The sequence below is a fragment of the Natronomonas amylolytica genome, from assembly GCF_037031205.1.
Lineage (GTDB): Archaea > Halobacteriota > Halobacteria > Halobacteriales > Haloarculaceae > Natronomonas > Natronomonas amylolytica.
This window is the reverse complement of sequence record NZ_JAYEZM010000017.1, coordinates 1-2,772: the sequence shown is the minus strand read 5'-3', so window position 1 is coordinate 2,772 and position 2,772 is coordinate 1. Positions and strand designations below refer to the sequence as shown.

The 2,772-nt window shown below is 65.3% G+C and carries 3 protein-coding genes and 2 pseudogenes; all 5 read right to left on the bottom strand.

The genetic code is table 11. From position 1 onward, the window contains the following. Window positions 1-82, bottom strand: a pseudogene (locus tag U5914_RS16830) (IS6 family transposase); the annotation flags it as partial. A 109-nt stretch (window positions 83-191) separates the two neighbouring features. Further along, entirely contained in the window at window positions 192-380 is a 189-nt protein-coding gene (locus U5914_RS16825) for a hypothetical protein (RefSeq protein ID WP_336136902.1), read from the bottom strand. A 183-nt stretch (window positions 381-563) separates the two neighbouring features. After that, window positions 564-827, bottom strand: a complete 264-nt coding sequence (locus U5914_RS16820) for a hypothetical protein (protein WP_336136901.1) — start codon at window positions 825-827, stop codon at window positions 564-566. Between the two features lie 576 nt (window positions 828-1,403). Next, window positions 1,404-2,597 (bottom strand): alpha-hydroxy-acid oxidizing protein, encoded by a 1,194-nt coding sequence (locus U5914_RS16815; protein WP_336136900.1) that lies wholly within the window; start codon window positions 2,595-2,597, stop codon window positions 1,404-1,406. Window positions 2,598-2,657: 60 nt separating this feature from the next. Further along, window positions 2,658-2,772, bottom strand: a pseudogene (locus tag U5914_RS16810) (IS6 family transposase); the annotation flags it as partial.

Below are 2,772 nucleotides of genomic sequence, written 5' to 3'. Positions count from 1 at the left end.
TCTGGCGGGGTGTCCGCTCGCGCTCAACAAACTCTAAGTCAATCCAGTCGCTACGACCGCTGAGGCGTTCGAATTCTGTCATGGACACTCAGAAAACGAACGCCTCAATCCTAAGTTAACACGACCGACGACGGCCACCAAGCATTTATATTGACGTTACTGGCGAGAAACGCGTGAGGCCCGCCGCCCGGTCAGGATTCCCGGACGGCGACGAGACAGACCGCACCGGCGAACAGGCCCGAGAGGGCCAAAAAGGGCGACAGCGCCGCCAACAGCAGGAGGACGCAGGCGGCGTTGAGCGCCAGCAGGGCCGACATCGTGGGCAGGTCGCGGGGGCGGTCGGAGCGATACAGCATGGAGGGCCGAAGTGCCGTTCGCATTCGAATCACGGGGCGATGCCCCAGAGTTCCGGCGGGGGTCGAACCCGCGAGGCCCCGACTGGCCCGGAACCATCCATACCGTCGAACGCGACTTCGCGATGGTCCGAAATGCGACGATACCCGGACCGTTGGTGTCGAGGTGCTGGGATGGGGTCGCGATTCGGGCCGTCGCGTCCGACAGCATCACTCGACGGTCACATCGAGAACGCCGAAGCCGTCCTGCAGTCGGGCTTCGGGTGCGTCGGTCTCGTCGGCGAAGCCGACCGTTGCGCGAGCGTCGACGTACAGGTCGAGCGCGTCCGGCCGGACGCCCTCCAAATCCTCTACGTCGACGCGTTCGACACCGTCGACGTCCGCGAGTAGGTCGCGGACGCCGCCCTCTACGTCGCCGGCCGCGCCCCGGGGGACGCGGACCGACAGTCGCGCTCGGTAGGTTGCTGCGAGCATAGGTCCCCGGCGGGAGTCGAACCCGCCCCGCGCGATGGCGGGACCGGCGGCTAACGGGGATGGATGTCTCTCCTCGATTCGCGCATTGCGAGGGTCGGAGCGCAGTGAGACCCTCGGCCCCCAAGGAGCGAGGGTCGGAGACAACGGGACCCTCGGCTCCCGAGTTATCGACGGCGCAGAAAGCGGGTCCGCACCCGCAGCACGGACTTTTCCTCGTAGTCGGCAGGAGAAAGCCCGCCGCGCCGCCGAACCGGGTTATGCGGCGCGAATCGCGAGTGCGAACGGAGCGTTAGACCACCCGCCCGCACCCGGCACGCGCCGCTTGGCAGCGACGGCGTACACGAGAGTGCGAACGTAACTGGTCATTGGGAATCGCTCCGAGTTATTTCAGCGTGTAAGCGGGTTCGTATTAGTAGTTTCCCCGGAGTGAGATGCTCTAACACGGTTGTTTCCGCCACTTTCGTGGTCGGAACTGTACATCGGCCGACGAATCTGTTCGGCGTATCCTTTTAAATGAATAACAAGTATCGTCGGTTCAGACAGTCTCGCGGCGGGCTTCAGCGAGCGCGCGCGGACTTACGGCCCCTCCTGCAGTTCGTCTGCGCGGATGACCGCCTCGCGGTCGACGTCGGTCACCTCGTCGTAGCCGATGAGGCCGAGCGTGAGGTCGAGGTCGGCGAGGAAGTTCTTCACGACGGCCTCGACGCCGTCCTGTCCGTCGATGGCGAGGCCGTAGGCGTAGGGCCGACCCAGTTGGACGGCGTCGGCACCGAGCGCCAGCGCGATGAGCGCGTCGGCCCCGCGGCGGATGCCCGAATCGAAGAGGACGGGGACGTCCTCGCCATCCAACGCCTCCACGACGTGCGGGAGCGCGTCGATGGCCGGCACAGCGTTGTCGACCTGTCGGCCGCCGTGGTTCGAGACGATGACGCCCTCGGCACCGCGGTCGACGCACTCGACCGCGTCGCTCGGATGGAGGACGCCCTTGACGACGACCGGGATGTCCGCGAACTCGCAGAGCCATTCGAGGTCGTCGAAGGTGAGCGAGGCGTCGCCGAAGATATCGATGAAGGTACGGATGGCCGCGAGTTCGTTCTCCTCGGGCGGCGCCTCACAGAGGTCGCGGAACGCCTCGTCGGCGAAGTAGTTGGCGACGCCCTCGCCGTCGAGGAAGGGGAGGTAGGCGTCGCTGATGTCCCGCTCGCGCCACCCGAGGATGTTGTTGTCCAGCGTGACGACCAGCGCCTCGTAGCCCGCGTTTTCGGCCCGGCAGACGAAGCTCTCGGCGATGTCGTCGTTCGAGGACCAGTACAGTTGGAACCAGCCCGGAGTCTCGCCCAACTCCTCGGCCATGTCCTCCATCGTATGGGAGGCCGCCGAGGAGGCTACCAGCGGCACGTCGAGGTCGGCCGCCGCTCGCGCCGTGCCGAGTTCGCCGTCCTCGTGGATGATGGACTGGACGCCGATGGGTGCCAGGAGGACGGGCGCCGAGAATTCGGTGCCGAACAGTTCGACGGAGAGGTCCCGGTCGGAGAAGTCTCGGAGCATCCGGGGCCACAGCCGCCACTCCGCGAAGGCATCGCGGTTGTGGTCGATGGTTCGCTCGCCGCCGGCCCCGCCCGCCACGTAGCCGTAGGCCTTCTCGTCCATGACTTCGAGTGCGGCTTCCTCCAGTTCCTCGAACGAGGGCGGGACGTCCGGCGTGATGTCGGCCATCCCCTCCATGAATATCTCGACCTGTCGGTCCGACCCGCGGTTGGACTCGCTCATGTGCCGTCCCATGTCCGGGTGTGGCATATAGTTTCAGACTGCATCCGAGGTCGTGTTAAGTTAGGCATGATTCCACCAGACAGCGAAGGCTTGAAGCCACGATTCTGCAGTCGTCGGCTTCACGTGGCTGAACGTATTTGAAAACGAAGAGGTACGCCGTTTTACTTCTCTAAAG